Source organism: Janthinobacterium sp. BJB446, assembly GCF_002735655.1.
GTDB classification, from domain to species: Bacteria; Pseudomonadota; Gammaproteobacteria; order Burkholderiales; family Burkholderiaceae_D; genus Janthinobacterium; species Janthinobacterium lividum.
In genome coordinates this window covers 3,027,658-3,044,663 of sequence record NZ_PDZK01000001.1, presented here as the reverse complement: position 1 = coordinate 3,044,663, position 17,006 = coordinate 3,027,658, and the positions used below count along the sequence as shown (strand labels likewise).

Here is a 17,006-nt window from a genome sequence, read left to right as displayed (position 1 = left end):
TATGAAAAAATCGCTACTCTCCATGGCGGCACTGGCCTTGCTGGCCGGTTGCAGCCTGGCCCCTACGTATGAGCGTCCGGCAGCGCCGGCGCCCACAAGCTGGCCGACCGGTCCTTCCTACAAGGCCGACACGGCCGCCGCCGACGCCAAGCCGGTGGCGGACGTCGCCTGGCGCGAGTTCTTTGCCGATGCGCGCCTGCGCCAGGTACTGGAACTGGCGCTGGCCAACAACCGCGACCTGCGCGTCTCGATCCTCAACATCGAGAAGGCGCGCGCCACCTACGGCATCGAACGCGCCGCGCTGATCCCGACCCTGTCGGCGTCCGGCGGCCAGTCGGCCAGCCGCGTGCCGAAGAACGCCAGCGCCAACGGCGAAGCGTCCATCAACCGCCAGTACACGGCGAACCTGGGCGTGTCGGCGTACGAGCTGGACTTCTTCGGCCGCGTGCGCAGCCTGTCCGACAGCGCGCTGGAACAATACCTGGGCACGGAAGAAGCACGCCGTGCACAGCAGATCAGCCTGGTGGCCGAAGTGGCCAGCACCTATCTGAACCTGGTGGCCGACCAGCAGCGCCTGCGCGTGGCGCAAGATACCTTGAAGAGCCAGCAGTCGTCGTATGACCTGGCCGTGCGCCGCTTCAGTGCCGGTGCTACCTCCGGCCTGGACAAGTACGATGCCCAGACCAGCGTCGAGTCGGCCCGTTCCGACGTGGCTGTCTACACGAGCCAGGTAGCGCTGGATCAGAATGCGCTGGTCCTGCTGGTGGGCGGCCCCGTGCCGGCCGACCTGCTGCCGCAAGGCGAGTTCGGCGCCGTCACTGCCCTGGCGGACATTCCGTCCGGCTTGCCGTCGGACGTGCTGCAACGCCGTCCCGACGTGCTGGCGGCCGAGCGCACCTTGCGCGCTGCCAATGCCAACATCGGCGCGGCGCGCGCGGCCTTCTTCCCGCGCATTTCGCTGACGGCCACGGCCGGTTCGCTGAGCGACAACCTGTCGGGCCTGTTCAAGGCGGGCAGCGGCACGTGGAGCTTCATTCCGCAGATCAGCTTGCCGATCTTCGATGGCGGCGTGAACCGCGCCAACCTCGATATCGCCAAGGTGCAGCGTGAAATCTCCGTGGCGCAATACGAAAAGGCGATCCAGGTCGCCTTCCGTGAAGTGTCCGATGCGCTGGCCCAGCGCGGCACCATCGACGAGCGCCTGCAATCGCAGGTCTCGCTGGTCGAGGCGTCGACGAAGAGCTACACCATCCACGACGCGCGCTACAAGCAGGGCGCCGAGTCCTACCTGAACGCCCTGGTGGCCCAGCGCGCGCTGTACACGGCGCAGCAGAGCCTGATCACGGCGCGCCTGGCCAAATCGACCAACCTGGTGACCTTGTACAAGGTGCTGGGCGGCGGTTGGCAGCCTGAGCAGACAGCCGTCGCGGCGGCTGGCGGCGCCCAATAATCACGGGGACGCCGACGCCGGCCTTGCCCGCAAGGGCAGGGCCGGCGCGCTACTGGAAAATCATGAACCAAGTTGAAAAGAAGCATCCGGACCCCGAGCGCGCCAACACGCGGCGCAAGCAGGTGCTCGATGCGGCCGAAAGCTGTTTCAGCCGCCGCGGGTTCCACGGCGCCAGCATGGCCGAGATCTCGAAAGCGGCCGGCATGAGCGCGGGCCACATCTATAACTATTTTGACAGCAAGGATGCGATCATCGCCGCCTTCGTCATGCAGAATACGGAGCGGGTGTCGAACCTGATGCAGGACCTGGCGCAGCGCGAAGACCCGCTGCAGGCCGTGATCGACAATGCGGGCGAGCATGTGCTTGAAGCGCTGGACCCGAAAACGTGGATGATGCCGCTGGAAATTTTTGCGGAAGCCTCGCGCAATCCGGTGATCGCGGAAATGCTGCAATGCTCGGACCAGCGTTCGCGCCAGTTGTTTCTCTCCATCATCCGCGATGCGCGCATCAAGCGCGGCTTGCCGGCCGATGAAGAGATGCTGGAAGGCCGCCTGAATGCCCTCGTCGCCATTTACCAGGGCTTGCCCGTGCGCCTCATTCACAATCCGGACGTGAAAGTCGAGCCGTTGATCGCGGGCTTCCGCATCGTCCTGACGGCGCTGCTGCTGAACGAATAGGCCGCTTGCCAGGGCCATGCAAAAAAGTTTGCGCAGTTCGATATGAATCACGCGCAAAGCATGGCAAAAACCTAAAAGGCTCTGCTATAATTCCCACCTCGTCGGGGCGTAGCGCAGCCTGGTAGCGTACATGCATGGGGTGCATGGGGTCGGAAGTTCGAATCTTCTCGCCCCGACCATTAGATTCAAGGAGTTACAGCGCAAGCTGTATAGAAACCCAGTACTGTATATTATACGTTTGTATAATATCGGTGCTGGGTTTTTCCGTTTACGCGACGTATGGCGTATCGAATGAAGCAGTTCGGAAGGAGACACGGCATCGTGTTGCGACACATCTCTTCCCTGCCTTAGGCGCACAGCATGCATACGTGCGCGCGGTAGAGATGAGCGGCGGTTTTCACGATGCGCACAATGACGGTCCGGGGGATAGGACAAACTTCATGTGCCTTGGAATTCACGACCTGGATGCAGTCCATCTGGGAAGCGGCACATTAACCGAAGAGTTAGCAAATCTCTATGGCGTTGATGTCGGTATGGTGGATTTTGATGTCGGCGTGCCGAAAATAATACCGCGCGAGTGACTATTCCTGTTTCGTGAATTTACGCCCTAATTCGGGTGGCTGAATGAGGCGACGCAGTCATATGCAGGCTGATAGCGGCAACCGGCCAGAGGCAGACATTTGATCAACAAACGAGAGTGCGCCATGGAAGACAAAAAGATCGTGGAACAAATCACCGAGGCTCTTTTGAGTCTCGAAGAGCGAGGTGAGCTGGTTCTTACGACGACGTTTCCGGAAAGGGCGGCGGAGCTCCTCTTTAATACTGCGATAAAAGCGTGGCTAGAAGAAGCCTTGAAAGCTGATGAGCCTATTGAATGCACGATCCCCCACCTTTTAAAACTAACTGCAGGCGAGATAGCAGCGAGATTTGGCGTCGAACAGCATCATGCACGTGAGATTGCATATAGCTACTACAAGGAATGGTTGAAAACTCGCACCATGGCAGAAGTAGCGGAAATCTACTGGCATGAAACACCTTTCGAAATCGCCGGTCGCGCCTATTATCATATTGAATTAGGTAACCCCGACAATCGCGACCTCGACTATCTGGAATGGCGCAAACGTCGTCATGCTGCATAGGAGTATCCGATACAGGTGGTACGACGTCTGCTTTGGGCGAAAGCAGCCATAATGTCGACGGCCTTGCCGCTGGTTTTTTGTGTCTTGCTTGGCTTGATCCTGATCCACCCATCTTCGATCTGTGATTCTTTCAGCATGCGGATATCGATGCCGCGTGCCCACAGCAGGTAGGACATGTCGATGATGCAGGCGAACATGGGGCCGCTGGCAGTTGGCCACCGCGCACAGGTCGCCGGCCTTGTCGAAGATGCCGATTTCGCGTATCCACCCGCCGCCCACGTGGCGACAGCTGGCCCTGCGTATACACGGCGGCCCGGGCCTTGCGCCTTTCCCTTTTCTCTTGACCATCCCAGCGTTGAAGCCAAACACTCCCTATAAGAGCATGAATGTCGTGGCATGCATTGACTACCTTGATGGGGTGCATGGAGAAGAAGGTGCGCATCTTTTCGCCGCGCGCATTGGATTCAAGGGCGCAGGCCGCTCTCCGGAGTGGCCTGTTTCTTTTCTTGCGGCGAAACAAAGATGTCGGCATAGAACTCGTCTTCCGGCAGCTGGCACAACCGCACGCAATCGCGGCGCGCGCTTTCCACCATGGCGGGCGCGCCGCAGGCGTACACCTGGTGAGCGGACAGGTCGGGAAAGTCGGCGATCGCGGCACGGTCCGCATGGCCGACGCGGCCTTGCCAGCCATCCTCGGCGAGAGGCGCGGAGAGCACCGGCACATAGCGGAAATGCGGCAGCCGCGCAGCCCATTCGCGGCACAAGCCATCCATATACAAGTCATGCGGCCGCCGTCCACCCCAGTACAGCACCATCGGACGAGGCAATTCGAGCGCGATCAGCTGTTCGACCATGGCCTTGAGCGGGGCAAAGCCGGTGCCCGTCGCCAGCAGCAGCATCGGTTTGTCCGAATCCTCGTGCAGGAAAAAGCTGCCATGCGGACCTTCAAGGCGCAGGATGTCGCGTTCCTGCATTGCACGAAACACCTGTTCACTGAAGCGGCCGCCGGAGATGTGGCGGATATGCAGGGTCAGCGCGCCTGTCTGGTCGGGCGCATTGGCCACGCTGTAACTGCGCCGCGTCCCATCGCGCAACATGAAATCGACATACTGGCCCGCGCGGTATTGCAGGCCGGCCGCCAGCTGCAGCGTGAGCTGCATGACGTCCGGCGCGAGCTTTTGCATCGCGCTGACGCGGCAAGGCATTTTGCGTACCGGAAAGTCGCCATTGCCGGCCACCTCGCTGGCCTCAAGCAGCACATCGGTGCAGGCAATGGCGCAGCAGGGCAGGCAGACGCCGCGCGTGGCCTGCTCCGGCGTCAGCGCGCGTGGCGCCGCGCCCGGGTACGCTACGGTTCCGCCCGCGATAGTTGCCGCGCAGGCGCCGCAGCTGCCATTTCTGCAGCTGTAAGGCAGGCCGACCCCGGCACGCAGTGCCGCCTCCAGAATGGTTTCCTCTGCTTCGCAAGGAAAGTGCTGGCCGCTGGGCTGGAGATGTACTTGAAAATTCATACGCGCCTTGAAGTGAAAGTGTAGGGGAGCTCTTGTTAACCGTGGACCTGCCGTTCCGCTCACCGCATGGCGAGGGGGATCACGTTGCCGGCGCGCTGCGCCATGCCGGCCCGTGAGCGATGGCTCAGATCAGTCCCAGCGCCATGCCTTTGGCGATCGCCTGTTGCCGATTGACGACATTCAATTTGGCCATCACATTGCAGATGTGGAAGTAGATGGTGCGTTCCGACGTCTTCAGGATGCATGAGATTTCCCACGTCGATTTGCCAGCTGCGGCCCAGCGTATGCATTCATGCTCGCGCGGCGTGAGGGTGGGGGAGAGGACGTTGAGCTGTTTTGCGGCAATTTTTTGTACGGCTTCGTACAGGAAGCTGGCCAGCAGCTGGCTTTGGCCCAGGATCTGTTCCGTGTAGCCATCGATGCAGGCATCGTCGGAAGCCAGGCTGAGCAGGCCGAATTCGCGGCGCACGCTGCCGTGCAAAGGCACGCTGACGCCGCTGCGGATGCCAAACATGGCGGCTTCTTCAAACATGGCCGCCGCATACGCATTCGAATACTGTTCGCGTTCCCACAGTAACGGGCGGTGGCTGGTCTTACAGTGCGCGACGATGGGATCGATGCGGTCGAAATCATGCTCCTGGTAGGCTTCCCACCACCGCTCGGGGTAGCCGCTCAGCACGAAGTCTTCCGTTGGCTGTCCGACTATTTCCATGCGCAAGCCAAACAGAAAATGCTCAAATCCCAGTTCTTGCACGATACCCGAGGTTTTCTTGTGTAAATCGGCAAAGCTTTTGCATTGCAACAAATTTTCAAATTTACTCAGAGGCTGAAGCATATAGAAACTCTTTCTCAATAAATATAATATTTAATTATTAACTATCTTGACATCCATTTGCTGTATTTGATACGCAACGATATTGTTCAAAAGCGTGGCGCCGCTGTGCTTCTGATTTATCTTGCTGTAATTTATCAAATTTTAGATGTTGTTCTTTTCAAAATTCAATATTTTGTATCGGAATTTATGTTATTAAATAAAACACTGTATTTATTTCAGTTTCCACCGGAGTGGCGCATGTGGCTGTGCGCGAATATCTTTCCCTGCGGGGCTGGCAATATAATGGGCGGCATCGGCTAATACCAATTTGCGCAGCGACTGGCCGTGGCGTATATAGGGATAATATTTCCTTATTGTGATATTTCGTGTAAATTGCAATGCATGCAATGGCGGCGCATTTCCGATGGTGCGCATTCCCGCCGGGGAAATCGCCCGCATATTTCATCAGGGAGGCACGTGCATTCCGATCTGTCCTGGCTGTTATCGCAGCCCCTCGATCCCCTGGCGGCGCGTTTTGACGGCGCTGCCAGTGCTACGGTCACCATCGTGGCGGCGCATGCCTACCGCCTGCAGGCCGTGGCGTGCGACATGCCGTTGCTGCTGGTGCCGCTGCAAGGCAAAAAAGGCCTGCGCTGCGGCGATGTGCAGTTCGACTGCGGCGCCGGCGATTTCCTGCTGGTCCACCGCGCCTTGCAATTTGACGTGGAAAACACGCCGGATCGCGATGGCCCCTACCGCGCCCTGGCATTGGCGTTTCCCTGGCATGTGGTGGAACTGGCGCGCAGCCTGCTCGGTCCGCACGCCGGCGCCGGTAGCGGGCCCGCGCACGCCGCCAGCATCTCGGTCGGCGCGCTCGAAGCCATCGTGATGCCCCTGCGCGCCTATCTGGAAGCGGATGCGCAAGACCCGCTGATGACCGATTACCTGGCGCTGGGCCTGCTGGTGGCGCTGGCGCGCCTGGGCCACAGGGCTTTTCTCATGGCCCACGATCCGTCCACCGCCGCGCGCGTGCGCCTGATGATCGCCGCGGCGCCCGCGCAGGACTGGAAGTCGGCACACGTGGAACAGCAGCTGCAGATGAGCAGTGCCACCTTGCGGCGCCATTTGCACGAGGAAGGCACCTCGTTCCGCGCGCTGCTGCTCGATGTGCGCCTGCATGCGGGCCTGGCGCTGCTGCAGACCACGCGCCGGCCCGTCAAGGCAGTGGCGGGCGCCTGCGGCTATCGTTCCGTGCCCAGCTTTTCGCGCGCCTTCGCCAGGCGTTTCGGCGTCGACCCTTCCGCCGTGGCGGGCGCCTGAGCGATTGGCGATGCATATCGAGCGTTTCGGCTTGCTGGCCTGGCCTACACTTCCTGCGTTGTTTAACATAACCGGAGGTAAGATGCGCAAGCTGCTATTCATGATGTTGTTCTCCGCAGGTGTGTGTTCGGGCACGCAGGCATTCGAGTTGAAAAGCCGGGACTTGCAGGCCGGCGCACCGCTCGGCAATGCCCAGGTCTACGCCGGTTTCGGCTGCAGCGGCGGCAACCGCTCGCCGGAACTGTCCTGGGCCGACGCGCCCGCAGGCACCAAGAGCTTTGCCGTCACCGTTTTTGATCCCGATGCGCCGACCGGCAGCGGCTGGTGGCACTGGGTCATCTACGACATTCCGGCTGGCGCGACAGGCTTGCCGGCTGGCATCGGCAAGCAGGCGAGCCTGGCCGACGGCAGCAAGCAGGCCCGCAACGATTTCGGCAGCAACGATTTCGGCGGCGCCTGCCCGCCACCAGGCGACAAGCCGCACCAGTACATCTTCACGCTGCATGCCTTGAAGACGGACAAACTGGGCGTGCCCGTCGATGCGTCGCCGGCCATGATCGGTTTCATGCTTGGCGCCAATCGTCTTGGCACGGCTGTCTTACGCACCAGCTATAGCCGTTAAGGCCGCACATGGCGGTGCGCCGCACCGCCATGTCGCCGCGGCTGCCTCAGTCCAGCTGCGCCGGTGCGGCCGGACGTCCGCCAATGTAGACGGCTTTGGGCCGGATCAGGCGGTTGTCCTGCGCCTGTTCCAGCACATGCGCGCACCAGCCGGCGATGCGGGTACAGCAAAAGGTCGGCGTGTACAGGGTCTTCGGCACGCCGACGGCGCGCAGCACGGCGGCGGCCCAGAACTCCACGTTCGGGTACAGGTTGCGCCCCGGCTTGTGTTGTTCCAGCAGGGCCACGGCGGTCTTTTCCACTGCCAGGCTCAGGTCGAGCAGGGGGTCTTTGCCGTGCAGGCTGGTGGCCACTTTCTTCAGCACCGCCGCGCGCGGATCCCAGGTCTTGTAGACGCGGTGTCCGAAACCCATCAGGCGTTCGCCTCTTTCCAGCTTGCCGCTGATGACCCGCTGCGCCTGGTCCGCGCTGCCGATCTCGTCGAGCAGGTCGTCGACCTTGGACGGCGCGCCGCCATGTAGCGGGCCAATCAGCGCACCGATCGCGGCGCAGACCGCCGAGACGATATCGGCCTGGGTCGAGGCCACCACCCGCGCCGCGAACGTGGACGCGTTGGTGTCGTGGTCGATGCACAGGATCAGATAGGCGGACAGCGCGCGCGCGAAGTCCGGATCCGGTACTTTGCCGCTCAGCATGTACAAATAGTTTTCAATGTGCGACAGGCCGGCGCGCGGGGCCACCGGCGCCAGCTTCTGGCTCAGGCGGTAGCGGTGCGCGATCACCGTCGGCGCGATGGCAAAGATGGCCAGCGCCTGGTCCAGCGTCGGCGGCCAGTCGGCGCCGGCAATGGGCTGGCAGGACAGCACGGCGCGCAGGGCGGCCATGTCGCTGGCCTGCGCCGGCAGGGCCGCGATCATCGCAGACGTAGCACTGTCGAGCACGCGCAGCGCTTCGAGCCTGGCGCGCAGCTGCGCCAGCTCGGCGGCATCCGGCAGGGTACCGAACAGTATCAGGTGCAGCACTTCTTCATACGATTTATCCAGTGCCAGTTCGCCGGCCCAGTAGCCGCGGTAGATCAATTCACCCTTTTCACCGTTCGCATAGCTGATTGCGCTGTTGGCAATCGCGATGTTTTCCAATCCTATGTGCAGCTCCATATCGCTCCCTTGTTAAGAATTACCGGTCTCGCCGGCCTCGTGCGAAAGCGCTTCCTGCCGCCCGCGTTGCGCTGTTGACCTCAGTCAGCCATGCCACCTTAGCAAGCGGCAGGCGCCGACACTAGCTGTTCCTCTCAACAGCTGCGGGCGCCCACAGGTGAGGAGGCGGACAGGTTTCGCGCCTGCATGATTCCGGTAGTCTTTATCGCAAGGAAACGTTTGTGCCAGGTCAAATCCAGGCGTCGCGCTTCCCGCAGAACGGTCTTGCAAGCTCGCTGGTGTGCCGTGGCCGACAGCCAAGGCGGCGGTCCCCGAGTGGCAGCGCCACCCTTAGTGTTTTTTCATAGGACAGACGATGGACATGAATCTATTAAGGCATGTGAACATTTTCGACACCACGCTGCGCGACGGTGAACAGGCGCCGGGCTACGCCCTGGCGATCGACCAGAAGATCAAGATCGCCGAAGCGAGCGAGCACCTGGGCGTCAACACCATCGAGACGGGCTTCCCGGCCTCGTCGCCGGTCGATTTCGAAGCGACCCGCGAGATCTGCCGCATCCTGTCGCGGGCCACGCCGTGCGGCTTTGCGCGGGCCGTCAAGGAAGACATCGATGCCTGCGCCAAGTCGATGAGCGATGCCAGTCATCCGCAGATCGAGCTGGCCTCGGTCGGTTCGGATATTCATATCAAGTACAAGCGCGGCGTCACCCGCGAACAGATCATCCGTGAAGCGATCGAGGCCATCGAACATGCGAAGGCCGTCGGTTTCCGCGACATCTCGCTGGCGCTGGAAGACGCCACCCGCGGCGACATGGCCTTCATGAAGCAGCTGATCAGCGAAGGCATTGCGCACGGCATCACGGCCATCGCCGTGCCCGACACCGTCGGCTGCTGCCTGCCGGCGGAATACTATGCGCTGGTGCGCCAGCTGCGCGAATTTGTCGGTCCGGACCTGCGCATTTCATCGCATTGCCACAACGATCTGGGCCTGGCCGTCGCCAACTCCCTGGCCGGCATCGAAGCGGGCGCCGACGAGGTACAAACGACCATGTGCGGCATCGGCGAACGCGCCGGCAATGCCAGCATGGAAGAACTGGTCGCCGCGCTGACCTACAAGAGCGACCAGCTGCACTGTACCCACGATATCGTCACCCACCGCCTGCTCGACAGCTGCCTGCTGGTGGCCGACTACCTGCAGTTGAGCGTGCCGCTGCACAAGCCCATCATCGGCCGCAACGCCTTCGCCACGGAGGCCGGCATGCACCAGCAAGGCGTGATGAAGTACCGCTTCACGTATGAATTCATGCGCGCGGAGAACTTCGGCGCCGAGTCGAAGACCGTGATCGGCCGCCACAGCGGCCGCAATATCCTGCGCCAGCGCCTGATGCGCGCCGGTGTCAAGCAGGTCAGTTCGGCGGTGCTCGACGCGGTGTACACGGCCATCATGAGCGAAGACGACGTGGCCAGCTACAACGACGCCCAGCTGCTGGTGGAGAAATACCGGCTGCTGTCCGAAGTGTCCACCCGCCCGGCCACCCGTGGCGGCGAGCGCAGCGACGCCGAATCCCCGCTGGCGGTGCTGTAAGCCGGCAGTCTCCTAGCGAAATCCTCCACACCATGAATGCACATTCCATGCACTATGAAGACAGCGGCACGGCCCACACCGAGCACGACGTGCGGGCCAGCTGCGATGCCTTTGCCGCCGGCAGCCTGGTCTTGCTCAAGGGCGACATCGGCTACGGCCTGCTGGGCCACTCGGAGCGCGCCATCCGCAAGATGTACGAAGCCAAGGGCAGGGTCCACACCAATCCCTGCATCGTCATCGGCAACCTCGACATCCTGCGCGAAGTCGCCCTGGTACCCAACGATGTCATCGGCGACTGGATCGCCGCCACCGCCGCCGAGACGACGCTGGCGGTGGTGTTGCCCGTCAATCCGCACAGCAAGCTGCTGGGCAAGCTGTCGCCGTGGGTCTATGGCCAGACTGTTACCAACGGCACCATTGCCGTGTTCCTCAACGTCGGGCCCTTCCTGGAAGACGTGATTGCCCGCCTGCGCACGGCCGGCTTGCTGGTGGTGGGATCGTCGGCCAATCCCTCGTCGCAAGGCAATATCTACCAGTTCGAGGACATTCCCGCCACATTGCGCGAGGCGGCCGACTTCGCCATCGACCATGGCCGTTCCAAGTACGCCAATCCGGAGCGCAACGCCACCACCATCGTCAACTTCACCAACTGGTCGCTCAAGCGGCGCGGTGTGAACTGGGAAGCTATCGAACCCGGTTTCCTGGCCCTGCAAGCACAGTCTTAACTCCCACTCAACCCTTTGGAGCCGTACATGAGCACGATACTGAACAGTCCACATCCGCTTCCCTCCGCCGCCGCGCCAGCGCAGCAGCAATGGAAGAAATACACCTCGCCCTTCGATTTCAAGCAATTCGATTCCGATTCCCACGTGCAGGAAGTGGGTGACAGCTGGGAACTCTACCTGCCAGAGGAGTTTGCGCATCGGCGCCCGCATGTGATCGACAATCCCCATGTGTCGCTGCGCCCGAGCCGCAACAAGACCTGGTATATCGACGGGCGCCTGGTGCCGAAGAACCAGGGCAATGGCGGCGTCGTCATGAGCACACCGGCCGAGATGGACTTTGCCAAGCGCAAGCCGGTGCCCGTGCCGATCCAGGCTTGCACCGACCCGGTGGCGCGCGCGCAGCTGATGCGCGACCAGGGCCTGGACCGCACCGTGCTGTTTTCCACGCTGTTCCTGGAAACCTTGACCGACGACCTGGTCTACGAGGCGGCGCTGATGCGTGCCTGGAATGACTGGATGGCGGAAATGCGCTCGAAGGCGCCGGACATGATCGAATTCGCCGCCCTGGTGCCGATCCGCTCGCCCGAGCTGGCGGTGCAGGAAATGCGCCATGCCAAGGAGAAGGGCGCCACGGCGGTGATGATCTTGCCGACGGCCGGCGAACGCATGCTGCACGATCCGCTGTTCGACCCGTTCTGGAGCGAAGCGCAAAACATGAACATGCCGGTCTGCGTGCATATCGGCTGGCCCAATCCGCGCCAGACCTTCGAGTGCACGACGCCGTCCAGCATTTTCCTCGGCGCCTTCGACCTGTCCGTCTGGTGGGCGTATATCAGTATCTTTACGGGCGGCATCTATGACCGCTTCCCGCGCCTGAAAGTATCGTTCGTCGAACACGATGCCCGCTTTTTCAGCCTGTTTCTGGAGCGGGCGATGCACTGGTGGCCGACGGCCGCATGCAAGCCATGGCCCGGCAAGAAGTCGCCCGAGGCGGTGCTGCGCGAACATGCCGTGTATTTCGGCTTCGAGGGCGATTACGACTACATGCCGGAATTTATGAAGCTCGTCGGCGATGACCGCGTGCTCGGCGCCTTCGACTTCCCCCACACGCATTACGGCGAAGCGAGCCTGAGCCAGTCATTCGATTTCATGCGTGACCACGTGGGCCTGAGCTTGCTTCAAAAGCGCCAGGTATTGCACGACAACGCCGCCGCCTTCTATGGCCTCAAGGATTGATATGGACTTGCACGCAAACGCCGGCCACAGCGGGGTGCGCCCCCCGCTGCCGGTCGAAGATGTCATCGCGCAATGCAATCAGATCGTGCATGAAAAACGCTACAGCCGCCACCAGTTCGTCGGCAGCGTGCAGCGCGGCTTGCCGGACAGGGCGGCGCTGGCCGCCTGGGCGCTGCAGAAATACCACCAGGTCTACACGCAGAACTTGATCTTCAGCATTATTCATTCGAAGACCCAGTTCGAGGATGTGCGCCATTTCATGATCGAACAGCTGGTGGCCGAGGAAACGGGCATTAATTGCGGCAGCGACAGCCATTACAACCTGATGCGCCGCTTTGCCGAGGCTTCCGGCGTCGGCGCCGACCAGTTCGGCCCGGGCACGCAGGCCGAACCCGTGCGGCGCTACGTCGACACACTGCTCGGCATCATGCGCGACGAGCATTTCGCCGTCGGCCTGCTGGCGATCTACGCCATTGAGTCGCAGTCGGGCGAGAGCGTGGGCAAGATGCTGGCCGCGCTGCGCGAAGCATATGGCTACAGCGAAGCCGAGCTCGAATGGTTCACCGTGCACAGCGATGCCGATGACGACCATGCCGAGGAAGGCGTGCGGCTGGTGCGCAAGTATGCGCCGCAGGTAGCCGGTTTTGACCAGCGCGCGCTGGCCGTGACCGAGCGTATCTGCGATGCATGGCTGCAGCTGCATGACTACTATGCCTCGCTGCTCAACCGCAGCGCGGTCCGCTAAGCCCGTCACTGGAGACTGCCATGATCGCTCCCATCGTCAAGTCGGACGAAGACTTCCTGCCGCGCGCCATCGAAGTGCTCAAGCGCGGCGGGCTGGTGATTTCGCCAACGACGACCAACTATAACCTGATCTGCGACGCCACCAACGCCGCTGCCGTCAGTCGTATCTTCGCCGTCAAGCAGCGTGTCAAGTTCGGCCCGCTGCCGGTGAGCCTGCCGCATCCTGCCGTGGCGGGCCGCTATGTCGAATTGCCCGAGTGGTTCAACCACGCCGTGCTCGACGATTTGCTGCCGGGGGAGATCTCATTCGTCTTCAAGCAGAAGTATCCGTTTCCGGACCAGCTTACCTGTGGCTTGCACAGTGTGGCCATCAGCTGCACCACGCATCCGATCTTCCGCATGCTGACGCAGGGGATCGACGGGCCCATCGCGGCCACCTCGGCCAATCTGTCCGGGCAGGGCAATATCTTCGTGCCCCTGGCCAAGGCCATCGAGGACATCGGCCATCTGGTCGACCTGATCATCGATGCCGGGCCGACGGCCGCGGAGCTGGCCGGCAGCGGGGACCGCGTCAACACCATCATCGACCTCACGTTCGACCGCCCCTACCTGGTGCGGGCCGGCTGGGTGGGGCTCGACAAGGTGAAGCCGTACTTCCCCGACCTGGTGACGGATACCGCGCGCTACCAGCAGGTGCTGGCGCAGCGCGTGGCCGAGCGCGGGGAACGCGCCGCATGAACCGGCACAAGGAGGCATGGCGCTTTCCCGCGCTGCTGCTGCTGACGGTACTGGCCAACATCGGCATGGGCATCGTCATGCCGGTGCTGCCCATCTACTTCAAGCAGTACGACGTCAGCGTCGCCGCCCTCAGCGTGCCGTACGCCACGCTGGTGCTGGGGCGGCTGTGCTCGCGCGCCTTCAGCCCGTCGGCGATCATGCGCTGGGGGCACCGGCGCGCGGTGATGGCCGCCTTTCTGCTGTACGCGCTGGTGTTCGCCGCCTACCTGGGGGCTGGCTCGCTGGCGCAGTTCGGCGTGCTGCGCTTCATCGAGGGCCTGGTCGAGGGCGTGCTGGCGATCGCCCTGAACGACCTGGCGATAGGTTATGCGCGGGGCGTCGATTCGCAGCAGCGGGTGCGGCTGATGGGCCGCTTCGGTTCGGCCTTCGGCCTGGGTTTTCTGCTTGGGCCGCTGGCCGGCGCCGCCATCGCGCACTGGCTGGGCTTGCAGGCGATCTTCGTCGCCGGTGCGCTGGTCGGGCTGCTTGCCATGCTGCTGGCCGGCGTGGCGCTGGCGCCGGTGGCGGCACGTGCGGGCCATGCCGGGCCACGTCCGGCGCTGGGTATGCTGCTGGCCCTGTACAGCCCGCAAAGCCTGCGGCGCGTGCTGTTTTTCTCGCTGATGATTCTGCTGCCTTTGCATGTGACGGGTGCGCTGGGGATGGAAGCGTCGCGGGTCGGCATGTTTTTCGCGGTATCGGCGGTACTGACCACGCTGCTGATGCCGCTGGCCGGCCATGTCAGCCAGCGCGTCGGCCAGGCCGCGCTGATCGACGGCGGCCTGTGGTTCATGGGCGCTGCGCTTCTGCTGATGGGCCTGGTGCAAGCGCCGCTCGGCTTTGCCGCGCTGTTCGTGCTTGAAACGGTGGCTTTCGCGCTGATGCTGCCGCCAGCCATGGCCTTGTTCAGCACCGCCGTCGAGGACCATCCCGAGCGCGCCAGGGTCATGGGATCGATGGCCTTTGCCACCGAGCTGCTGTCCCTGCCGCCGGCCTTCCTGCTGCCCGCGCTGTATGCGTACCTGCCGGCACTGGGCTGGGCCGCCGTGGCCGTACTTTGCCTGGCGACGCTGTGGGCCAGCCGGCGCGCCCGCCACCACCTGGCGCCGGCCTTCAGCGCCGCCCGCCTCACCAAGGAAGAACGCATATGAGCCTGACTTTGTTCGACAAGATATGGGCGCGCCACGTGATCACCCATTTCGACGATGGCAACGACCTGCTGTTCATCGACCGCCACCTGCTGCACGAGGTGACCAGCCCGCAGGCCTTCAGCAGCCTGCTGGAGCAGCAGCGCGACATGCCGTTTCCCCAGCTGACCGTGTCGACCGAGGACCACGTGGTCTCGACGGCGCCGGAGCGCAGCGGCGCCAGCTTTGCGCAGGGCCAGCAGCTGCTCGAGCATGCGCGGACCAATACCCGCCACTTCGGCGTGCGCCATTTCCCCGTCGACCATGCGCGCCAGGGCATCGTGCATGTGATGGCGCCGGAACAGGGGCTGGTGCTGCCCGGCATGACGGCCGTGTGCGGTGATTCGCATACCTGTACCCTGGGCGCGCTCGGATGCGTCGCCTTTGGCATCGGCACGAGCGAAGTCGAGCACGTGATGGCGACACAGAGCCTGGTGCAGAAAAAGCCTGCCAATCTGCGCGTGGTGCTCGAAGGCGCGCTGGCGCCGGGGGTGTATGCGAAGGATGTGATCCTCAAGCTGTGCCAGCTGCTGACGGTCAGCGGCGCCACCGGCCACGCGATCGAATTTGCCGGCGGCTTCGTGCGGCAATTGCCGATGGATGGCCGCTTCACCCTGTGCAATATGGCCATCGAGATGGGCGCGCGCATCGGCCTGATCGCACCGGACGGCATCACCTTCGAGTATGTGCGCACGGCGCTGGGCCGGCCCGCTGGCGATGCCGCCTTGGCGGCGGCGCTGGCGCAATGGTCGGCGCTGTCCAGCGATGCGGGGGCGCATTTCGAGCGCGAGCTGCTGCTCGACGTGTCGGACCTGCAGCCGCAGATCACCTGGGGCACCAATCCGGATCAGGTGATCGACATCGGCGCGGTGATCGGCGCCGACGATTCGGCGCGCGCCGGCGTAGCCTTCGACTACATGGGCTTGCAGGCGGGCGAACGCCTGCTGGCGCGTCCGGTCGATGTGGTGTTCATCGGCTCCTGCACGAATGGCCGCCTGTCGGACCTGCGCGTGGTGGCCGAGCTGGCCAGGGGACGCCAGGTGGCAGCCGGCGTGCGCGCCTTTGTGGTGCCCGGTTCTCAGCAGGTGCGCCGTGACGCCGAGCGCGAGGGACTCGATGCGATCCTGAGCGCGGCCGGTTTTCGCTGGGGCCAGCCCGGCTGCTCGATGTGCGCCAGCGTGAACCAGGAATTCGTCGGCGCCGGACAGCGCTGCCTGTCGACCTCCAACCGCAATTTCATCGGCCGCCAGGGCGCCGGCGCACGCACGCACCTCGTGAGCCCGGCGGTTGCCGCCGCTTCGGCGCTGACGGGCAAGGTGACGGATCCGCGCCAGCTGGGGCCACTTGGCCGTGTGGCCGCCTGGGCCGTGCTGCTGCTGGCGCTGGGCGGCAACGCGCCCGATGCCACTGCCGCCGATGCCACGCCGCCATCCGTGGGACGGGTGCAGCTGGCCTACCTTGACGGCGGTGTCGCGCGCGCTTCGCAATCGCATTTCGTCGCCTGGCCGTCGCAGCTGTTCCTGCTCGAAGCGTTCGACTACAACTACAAGCTGGGCCGGCATGCGCTGGAAACGGCGCGGCTGCAGGTCTTCGTCGGCGGGCCGGTACCGCTGCGCGAGGCGCCTCAGCTGCTGGGCTGGGTGGCGCGCCTCGACTACCTGAAACTGGGCGCGCCCGCAGGCGGGGCGCATGACCACTTGGCTGACGCGCGCCTGGGCGCACAACTGACGCTGCACCGCATCGCGCCGTGGAATGCCTGGTTCAAGCGCCATCAGGCGGAATTGTTCGTGCAGGTGTTTCCCGTGCATGGCAACGAGGATTTTGGCAGCTACGACACGTTCACGCGTTTTTCCAAGCGTTTCACGCCGCAGCTGGTGGCGCGTGGCGTCGTGCGCAGCTACCACTTTTCCGGGCTGGCCGTCGTCACGGCCGAGATGGACATGATTTATGAGCTGAGCCGCCGTCAGGACATGTATGTGCGTCTGGGAAAGTCCAGCCGCGATTACGCCGGCCTGGCCGACAAGAGCGCGTTGCTGGGCATCGGCAGCCGCATCAATTTCTGA

At 63.2% G+C, this 17,006-nt stretch carries 17 protein-coding genes and 1 tRNA gene; 14 read left to right on the top strand and 4 right to left on the bottom strand.

Features of this window, described 5'->3' with window-relative positions:
* Position 1: 1 nt before the first annotated feature.
* The 5 genes from adeC to CSQ92_RS13495 all read left to right on the top strand — a co-directional run bounded on the left by adeC (position 2) and on the right by CSQ92_RS13495 (position 3,266).
* Positions 2–1,450 (top strand): AdeC/AdeK/OprM family multidrug efflux complex outer membrane factor, encoded by a 1,449-nt coding sequence (gene adeC, locus CSQ92_RS13510; protein WP_099394341.1) that lies wholly within the window; start codon positions 2–4, stop codon positions 1,448–1,450.
* 62 nt (positions 1,451–1,512) lie between these two features.
* On the top strand, positions 1,513–2,127 hold the full coding sequence (locus CSQ92_RS13505; protein WP_070282345.1) for a TetR/AcrR family transcriptional regulator: 615 nt from the start codon (positions 1,513–1,515) through the stop codon (positions 2,125–2,127).
* 102 nt (positions 2,128–2,229) lie between these two features.
* Positions 2,230–2,306 (top strand) — tRNA-Pro (locus CSQ92_RS13500).
* 72 nt (positions 2,307–2,378) lie between these two features.
* Entirely contained in the window at positions 2,379–2,708 is a 330-nt protein-coding gene (locus tag CSQ92_RS28755; RefSeq protein ID WP_143450361.1) for a hypothetical protein, read from the top strand.
* A 123-nt stretch (positions 2,709–2,831) separates the two neighbouring features.
* A complete protein-coding gene (locus tag CSQ92_RS13495; protein ID WP_139179163.1) occupies positions 2,832–3,266 on the top strand; it encodes a hypothetical protein in 435 nt (144 codons plus the stop codon).
* Here CSQ92_RS13495 and CSQ92_RS13490 read toward each other — a convergent pair.
* The 3 genes from CSQ92_RS13490 to CSQ92_RS13480 form a co-directional block, all read right to left on the bottom strand.
* Positions 3,254–3,463: a hypothetical protein gene (locus tag CSQ92_RS13490; RefSeq protein ID WP_099394340.1), complete on the bottom strand. Its 210-nt coding sequence runs from the start codon at positions 3,461–3,463 to the stop codon at positions 3,254–3,256. The genes CSQ92_RS13495 and CSQ92_RS13490 overlap by 13 nt on opposite strands.
* A gap of 267 nt (positions 3,464–3,730) precedes the next feature.
* A complete protein-coding gene (locus tag CSQ92_RS13485) occupies positions 3,731–4,777 on the bottom strand; it encodes a CDP-6-deoxy-delta-3,4-glucoseen reductase (RefSeq protein ID WP_099394339.1) in 1,047 nt (348 codons plus the stop codon).
* 124 nt (positions 4,778–4,901) lie between these two features.
* Positions 4,902–5,612: a LuxR family transcriptional regulator gene (locus tag CSQ92_RS13480; protein ID WP_070260582.1), complete on the bottom strand. Its 711-nt coding sequence runs from the start codon at positions 5,610–5,612 to the stop codon at positions 4,902–4,904.
* A 456-nt stretch (positions 5,613–6,068) separates the two neighbouring features.
* Between CSQ92_RS13480 and CSQ92_RS13470 the strand changes: the two genes are divergently transcribed.
* Complete coding sequence (locus CSQ92_RS13470; RefSeq protein ID WP_180277011.1) at positions 6,069–6,911, top strand: helix-turn-helix transcriptional regulator; 843 nt, start codon at positions 6,069–6,071, stop codon at positions 6,909–6,911.
* Between the two features lie 82 nt (positions 6,912–6,993).
* Positions 6,994–7,533, top strand: a complete 540-nt coding sequence (locus CSQ92_RS13465) for a YbhB/YbcL family Raf kinase inhibitor-like protein (protein WP_099394336.1) — start codon at positions 6,994–6,996, stop codon at positions 7,531–7,533.
* 46 nt (positions 7,534–7,579) lie between these two features.
* Here the strand turns inward: CSQ92_RS13465 and CSQ92_RS13460 are convergent, their stop codons facing one another.
* Positions 7,580–8,689, bottom strand: a complete 1,110-nt coding sequence (locus tag CSQ92_RS13460) for a citrate/2-methylcitrate synthase (protein ID WP_099394335.1) — start codon at positions 8,687–8,689, stop codon at positions 7,580–7,582.
* A 361-nt stretch (positions 8,690–9,050) separates the two neighbouring features.
* On the opposite strand from CSQ92_RS13460, the gene CSQ92_RS13455 reads away from it, so the two are divergent.
* The 7 genes from CSQ92_RS13455 to CSQ92_RS13425 are packed head-to-tail and all read left to right on the top strand — an operon-like array spanning position 9,051 to position 17,006.
* On the top strand, positions 9,051–10,274 hold the full coding sequence (locus tag CSQ92_RS13455) for a homocitrate synthase/isopropylmalate synthase family protein (protein WP_180277010.1): 1,224 nt from the start codon (positions 9,051–9,053) through the stop codon (positions 10,272–10,274).
* A 32-nt stretch (positions 10,275–10,306) separates the two neighbouring features.
* Positions 10,307–10,999: a Sua5/YciO/YrdC/YwlC family protein gene (locus CSQ92_RS13450; protein WP_092606365.1), complete on the top strand. Its 693-nt coding sequence runs from the start codon at positions 10,307–10,309 to the stop codon at positions 10,997–10,999.
* A gap of 27 nt (positions 11,000–11,026) precedes the next feature.
* Positions 11,027–12,235, top strand: coding sequence for an amidohydrolase family protein (locus CSQ92_RS13445; protein ID WP_070260595.1), 1,209 nt, complete (start codon positions 11,027–11,029; stop codon positions 12,233–12,235).
* 1 nt (position 12,236) lies between these two features.
* Positions 12,237–12,980, top strand: coding sequence for a TenA family transcriptional regulator (locus tag CSQ92_RS13440; RefSeq protein ID WP_180277009.1), 744 nt, complete (start codon positions 12,237–12,239; stop codon positions 12,978–12,980).
* A gap of 20 nt (positions 12,981–13,000) precedes the next feature.
* On the top strand, positions 13,001–13,717 hold the full coding sequence (locus CSQ92_RS13435; protein WP_070260599.1) for an L-threonylcarbamoyladenylate synthase: 717 nt from the start codon (positions 13,001–13,003) through the stop codon (positions 13,715–13,717).
* A complete protein-coding gene (locus CSQ92_RS13430) occupies positions 13,714–14,907 on the top strand; it encodes an MFS transporter (RefSeq protein WP_099394332.1) in 1,194 nt (397 codons plus the stop codon). Before CSQ92_RS13435 ends, CSQ92_RS13430 begins: the two co-directional genes overlap by 4 nt.
* Positions 14,904–17,006, top strand: coding sequence for a 3-isopropylmalate dehydratase large subunit (locus CSQ92_RS13425; RefSeq protein WP_099394331.1), 2,103 nt, complete (start codon positions 14,904–14,906; stop codon positions 17,004–17,006). The genes CSQ92_RS13430 and CSQ92_RS13425 overlap by 4 nt, the downstream gene beginning before the upstream one ends.